At 42.9% G+C, this 5,383-nt stretch carries 9 protein-coding genes; 7 read left to right on the forward strand and 2 right to left on the reverse strand.

Going from position 1 to position 5,383, the window contains the following annotated elements:
• The coding region (locus tag HMPREF3107_RS12040) for a hypothetical protein (RefSeq protein WP_168160504.1) at nucleotides 1–471 on the forward strand (471 nt) is incomplete at its 5' end.
• A gap of 102 nt (nucleotides 472–573) precedes the next feature.
• Here HMPREF3107_RS12040 and HMPREF3107_RS12765 read toward each other — a convergent pair.
• Nucleotides 574–681: a hypothetical protein gene (locus HMPREF3107_RS12765; protein ID WP_371327471.1), complete on the reverse strand. Its 108-nt coding sequence runs from the start codon at nucleotides 679–681 to the stop codon at nucleotides 574–576.
• Nucleotides 647–1,213 carry an alpha/beta hydrolase gene (locus HMPREF3107_RS02100; protein ID WP_246828565.1) on the reverse strand — a complete coding sequence of 189 codons (567 nt, stop codon included), beginning with the start codon at nucleotides 1,211–1,213 and terminating at the stop codon, nucleotides 647–649. The genes HMPREF3107_RS12765 and HMPREF3107_RS02100 overlap by 35 nt, the downstream gene beginning before the upstream one ends.
• Before the next feature lie 215 nt (nucleotides 1,214–1,428).
• On the opposite strand from HMPREF3107_RS02100, the gene HMPREF3107_RS02105 reads away from it, so the two are divergent.
• From HMPREF3107_RS02105 to HMPREF3107_RS11740, 6 genes are all read left to right on the forward strand, one after another.
• Nucleotides 1,429–2,634, forward strand: a complete 1,206-nt coding sequence (locus HMPREF3107_RS02105) for an ATP-binding protein (protein ID WP_070452841.1) — start codon at nucleotides 1,429–1,431, stop codon at nucleotides 2,632–2,634.
• Nucleotides 2,635–2,712: 78 nt separating this feature from the next.
• Entirely contained in the window at nucleotides 2,713–2,916 is a 204-nt protein-coding gene (locus tag HMPREF3107_RS12770; protein ID WP_210391372.1) for an AAA family ATPase, read from the forward strand.
• A gap of 201 nt (nucleotides 2,917–3,117) precedes the next feature.
• Complete coding sequence (locus tag HMPREF3107_RS12250; protein WP_210391366.1) at nucleotides 3,118–3,414, forward strand: hypothetical protein; 297 nt, start codon at nucleotides 3,118–3,120, stop codon at nucleotides 3,412–3,414.
• Nucleotides 3,415–3,516: 102 nt separating this feature from the next.
• On the forward strand, nucleotides 3,517–4,260 hold the full coding sequence (locus HMPREF3107_RS12255; protein WP_210391368.1) for a hypothetical protein: 744 nt from the start codon (nucleotides 3,517–3,519) through the stop codon (nucleotides 4,258–4,260).
• Nucleotides 4,261–4,286: 26 nt separating this feature from the next.
• Nucleotides 4,287–4,808, forward strand: a complete 522-nt coding sequence (locus HMPREF3107_RS02115; RefSeq protein ID WP_070452844.1) for a LysR family transcriptional regulator — start codon at nucleotides 4,287–4,289, stop codon at nucleotides 4,806–4,808.
• Nucleotides 4,805–5,134 carry a hypothetical protein gene (locus HMPREF3107_RS11740; protein WP_141742805.1) on the forward strand — a complete coding sequence of 110 codons (330 nt, stop codon included), beginning with the start codon at nucleotides 4,805–4,807 and terminating at the stop codon, nucleotides 5,132–5,134. Before HMPREF3107_RS02115 ends, HMPREF3107_RS11740 begins: the two co-directional genes overlap by 4 nt.
• The last annotated feature ends 249 nt before the right edge of the window (nucleotides 5,135–5,383 follow it).

A 5,383-nucleotide genomic window follows, 5' to 3' on the forward strand; every position in this document is an offset into this window, starting at 1 on the left:
ACTGCCCATCACGGTGCCGACAGCGTTCCCGAATACCTGCTTAAAGAACATGGTATCAATGTTCCATTGATAGAAGTAATGGAAAATGTCAATGGAGTGGGGGTCATACGTCAAGATACCGAACGAAATTATAAAAATCTTCGGGCAGAACTAGATAAAGTTAACAGACTCAAAAATATCCCACCCCCAACTACTGCAACCCCTACTAATCGAGGCCGTATAGGCAGCAAACTCATTGGAAACGGGATTTCATTAGATGCACCCAAATCACAGCAAAAAAATGTGGATAAGATCAAGCAAGGTTTGGATAAAGACGGAAAGCTGACCGAGCAAAAGTGGTTAACGCTTGGGCAAAAGAAATGGGCTGGCGGGTCATTCCCGGCGGCAAATACGGCAGCAACAACGGCTTTGACCATGTTTTTGTCACACCCACCGGACAGGTTGTTTTGGCAGACAGCAAACAGATCGTGAAAAATGCCATGCATCTGATCCCCAGTGCGGCAGGCGGGCATATGCAAATGAGTGACAATTGGATACAAACCGTTATCGGCAGATTGCCAAAAAATGACCCGACTATTCCTGTCTTAGAAAAAGCAATGGGTAAGGGCTGTACGCCACAAAGCCGATGTTTCGTTCGGCACAAAAATCAAACAGCGACCGCTCGGGTTGGCGGAACACCATCGAATATTGGTTTTCGGTGGCGGTCAGCGGCGTAGCCGCCACCGCCGCAAATGCCGAGCAAGCCGAGTTCGCTTGCGTCTGCGCCTTTATATTGGCTAATGAAATCGGCGGCGGCGCGGATATCTTCAATGCGGTTTTGCGGTTTGTCGGTGTAACGCGGTGCGCCGCCGCTTGCGCCTTGGTAGGCGGCGTCAAAGGCGATGGTCAAATAACCTTGTTCGGCGAGTTTTTGCGCGTATAAGCCCGCCACTTGCTCTTTCACGCCGCCACTCGGGTGGGCGACCACGATGGCCGGATATTTTTTGCTCGGGTCAAAATTGGCGGGTGTGTACACATTGGCGGCGACTTCAATGCCGGTCTGTTTTTGCACATATTTGACGGGGTGGATTTGCACTTTGCCCGCCTCGTTTTTTGTGATGGCGTGGTCGTAAGTCAAAGTGAATGGGTTGTTGCGGTAGTCTGCTGCCATGGCGTTGCCTCCGAGGGTTGCGGTTAAGATTATGGTTAATAAAGTGGTTTTAAGACGTTTCATTTTAAATCCTGCCGGTTGATTGATCGATGGAACGCATTATAGGGATTTGTGTTGGTTTGATAATTAGGGGAAATGGCAATGCCGTTGTGAGGAAAATTCAGTAATCAGGCTTTCAGACGACCTTTTATTTTCACTATACTGAAAATCAGCCTGTAAAATCCTTTAAATTTGCATTATAATGAAAACAATATGGAAAAATTTAGGAAGTTTTCATTATGCTGCAAACTGTATTTGATCGCCCCATTTATCTCAACCGCTTGAAAAAATACCAAAACAGCGAATTTATCAAAGTCATCACCGGCGTGCGCCGTTCGGGCAAGACTTTTGTGCTGGAAATGTTCCGCCGTTATTTGCAAACCAGCGGCGTGGCAGAGGCACAGATTGTGTTTTTGAACTTTGAATCCATGCAGCACCAAGCCTTGCGCGCCGCCGAAACGCTGTACCGCTATGTGATGGAGCGTGCGCAGGCGGGGCAGAAAATATATCTGTTTTTTGATGAGATTCAACGGGTTGCAGGCTGGGAAGATGCCGTGAACAGCCTGCGGGTGGATTTGGATGCGGATATTTATCTGTCGGGCTCAAATTCCTCGCTGCTGTCGGGCGAGCTGGCGACGCTGCTGGTGGGGCGAATGGTGGAAATTCCCGTGTTTCCCCTTTCATTTCAAGAATATATGCAGTTCCGCCAATTCGACGGCGTGCCGGACACACTTTTTCCCGAATATGTGCAGCGCGGCGGTTTCCCCGCCACGGCGTTGGTGGAAGACGAAGAAGTGCGCCGCACGATTTTGGACGGCATTTTCAATTCGATTTTACTCAAAGATGTGAGCGAGCGTGCCAACCTGCGCAACGACGGCGTGTTGAGCCGCCTCGCCGCCTTTTTATTGAGTGAAACAGGCAACAGCATTTCCATTAACAACATCGCCAACACCCTGAAAAACGAGGGTACGGGCGCAAGCAACAACGCCATTGCCAAATATGTGGACCTGCTGGAACAGGCGTTCATCTTCTACCAAGCCCGCCGCTACGACCTGCGCGGCAAAGCCCACTTGCGCACCCAAGCCAAGTATTACAGCGTGGACACGGGCTTGCGCAACGCCACGCTGAACAAATCGTTCCGCGACAACTTCGGACATCAGATTGAAAACATTGTGTTTATCGAACTGCTGCGCCGTGGCTACCAAGTGGACGTGGGCAGCTACGACAACACCGAAATTGACTTCGTAGCGAAAAAAGGCGCGGAAATTCAGTATTTCCAAGTCGCCATGCAACTGCCCGAAAACAGCAACCGAGAAGTCGGCAATCTAGTCAACCTGCCTGATAATTATCAAAAAACCGTGCTGACCGCGAACCGAATGGACGTGGGCGAAGTGGATGGAGTTAAGGTGGTGCATGTGGTGGATTGGTTGGTGGGTGAATCCTAAATAATGGATTTCACTATTTAGTGATTTTATTAAAACTACTAATTTAAAGGAAAAAACAATGCGAGTTTCAAAAATTCAATTAAAGATTTTAAAAGATTCCACGATCTAACAATTGATTTAGGAAAAGAGCCTAAAAAAATAATAGCTTTAATCGGACCAAATGGGTGCGGTAAAAGTAGTGTACTAGATGCTTTTGTTTCCAAAGTAATTACTGCTAGCTCCCCTATAGTTTCAAAAGGATATATTCCACAGCATTTTTGGAGAAATAAAGATAACCGATGAGATTCAATTAAAGTTTTAGATAAGGATGAAAATGAGATAATTCATAAAAATAATGAAATATCAATAAGAAGTCCATATAGATATAATACGAGTCTAGATATTAAAGAAATAAAAGCTGTTAAACGCATTCAAGAAAATGAAGATGGCGAAATATCTACTATTCATATAGATGATAGAATAGAAAATAACTACAGATTATTATTGACACAATATAGGGATTATTTAGAAGAAAAGAATGTAAAGCCATCAGAAGCAAAAGAATATATTATGGGGGATTTAAATGATTCAATAAAAAGATGTTTAGACTTGGAAATTGTTAATTTGGGTAATGTTGAAAAAGGAGAGGGTTCTATATTCTTTAAAAAATCAGATTCAGATCTAAAATTTTCCTTTAATCATCTTTCCTCAGGAGAAAAGGAAGTTGTTGATATTATTTTAGATCTTTATCTAAGAAAATCAGAATATAAAGGAATGATTTATCTTATTGATGAACCTTAATTGCATATTAATACAGCTATATAACGAAAATTACTTCACGAAATAAATAACCTTATTGATGATGAAGGACAAATTTGGATTGCTACGCACAGCATTGGTTTTATGAGAGCTATTCAGAGTGATTTCGCTGATATTTCTCAAGTTATTCAATTTGATGATAAAACAAAATATGCAAGTGAACCGGTTATTTTAGAAGCCATCAAGCCAAATCGGAAAAACTGGCAAGCCATATTTGCCACCGCATTAGATGATTTAACAGAGCTAATTGCACCCAGAAGAATTATTTATTATGAAGGTAAAACCAATAAGAGAGCACAAGAACAAGGAATGGATGCTCAGGTTTTAAATAATATTTTTGGAGAGGCTTATCCTGATACTGTTTTTGTATCTAGTGGTGGTAATACCGAAATAGATCAAAGAAGTGAGATTGCGCTTGCGATATTAGGGAAGGTTTTTCCTGATTTAGAAATATGGGTTTTTAAAGATAGAGATATAGCATCTGGAAAAACTACTACTAAACAAGATAGGCAGGAATATTTAAAAAATAACAATGATAATCATAGAATAATGAAAAGATGGGAGATTGAAAATTACCTATTTAACAAAGAAGTATTAACTACTTATTGCCAAAATAAAGGTTGTTGTTTAGATGAAAGTACATACGATATAAAAATTTCTAACATTTATGATGAAGATGTTAAATCTCTAGTTGGGTATATTAAAAATTTGTGTCAAATTTCTTGCTCTATTAACCCTGATAAGTTCAAGATAGAACTATCAAAATACATTACACCTAATATGGAAGTTTATAAAGAATTAGAAAAATGCATTTTTAATAGAGAGTAGATTTTAAATAATTAGAGTATTCAGTTATGACCACCAACCGCAACTTCAACGATCTTTACGCCTTCACCCAAGTCGTCAAACTCGGCAATTTCAGCCGTGCGGCGCAGTCGCTCGGGGTGCAGCCGTCGGCACTCAGCCACCGTATAAACGATTTGGAAAACCGCTTAAATACCAAGCTGTTAAACCGCACCACCCGTTCCATGTCGCCCACCGAGGCGGGGCAGCGGCTGTATGAGCGGATTGCGCCAATGTTTGGCGGCATTCAGGAGGAGCTGGCGGCGTTGGGCGATTTGCGCGGCAAAGTGTCGGGCAGGCTGCGGATTAATGCTGCCGAAAACCCCGCCTATTACCTGATTTACCCCCAAGTGCGGTCGTTTTTGGCGGCGTTTCCCGAGGTGGACGTGGAGATTCTGATCAGCAACAGTTGGTTGGACATCGTGGCTCAGGGCTTTGATTTTGGTGTAAGACCTTTGGGCGACGTGGCGCAGGACATGGTCGCCATAAAACAGAGCGGCGGACACAGAAGAATCGTCATCAGTTGCAAATGAGTCATCAGTGGTGTAGGAGACGTTTAGAAAATCATGATTTATCATCTGTAATCGGTAATTACTCCCGTAATGGATATGGAAAAACTTTGCATTATGCGGGTCATGGTGCTTATACCAAGGCAGTAAATCAAGCACTAAGAGTAGCACAAAGAGTAAAAATACCTGGGATGACTGCTTGTCAGAAACTTGCTGTTGTTCAAGATGCATTAAGGGGACAACTTGAAAAAGGTGAGATAACTTTATATGGCACATCGCATCCCAATGGTCCATCAGGAGTCAGGATTGATTGGCAAGCCGTTATTCGTAAACATGTTAGAGGCAAATAGCAATGAAAAAAACTTGGAATGAAACAATTAAATTAGCTACACCAGTTATTAATTTTTTATCGTCTGTAAGGCGGCGGCAGCTTTTGCCCGAATTGGCGGCAGCTTTTGCACCGTCGCAGTGTAGGAAATTGTATCAGCTTTTGCATAAATTTATCCCCATTTAATGGTCTGTTAAACGGGGATTATCTTATATCTTTAAGAGTCGCATGCCGCTTGTCGTCAGAACTTATAAATCAGGTGGTCGTCGTA

The sequence above is a fragment of the Neisseria sp. HMSC31F04 genome (genome assembly GCF_001807735.1).
GTDB lineage: Bacteria > Pseudomonadota > Gammaproteobacteria > Burkholderiales > Neisseriaceae > Neisseria > Neisseria elongata.

Bases quoted from the DNA above. Each gene is read 5' to 3' on its own strand.
- HMPREF3107_RS12765 (WP_371327471.1), bottom strand. From the start codon at position 681: ATGGTGTTCCGCCAACCCGAGCGGTCGCTGTTTGATTTTTGTGCCGAA.
- HMPREF3107_RS02100 (WP_246828565.1), bottom strand. From the start codon at position 1,213: ATGAAACGTCTTAAAACCACTTTATTAACCATAATCTTAACCGCAACC.
- HMPREF3107_RS02105 (WP_070452841.1), top strand. From the start codon at position 1,429: ATGCTGCAAACTGTATTTGATCGCCCCATTTATCTCAACCGCTTGAAA.
- HMPREF3107_RS12255 (WP_210391368.1), top strand. From the start codon at position 3,517: ATGAGAGCTATTCAGAGTGATTTCGCTGATATTTCTCAAGTTATTCAA.
- HMPREF3107_RS02115 (WP_070452844.1), top strand. From the start codon at position 4,287: ATGACCACCAACCGCAACTTCAACGATCTTTACGCCTTCACCCAAGTC.
- HMPREF3107_RS11740 (WP_141742805.1), top strand. From the start codon at position 4,805: ATGAGTCATCAGTGGTGTAGGAGACGTTTAGAAAATCATGATTTATCA.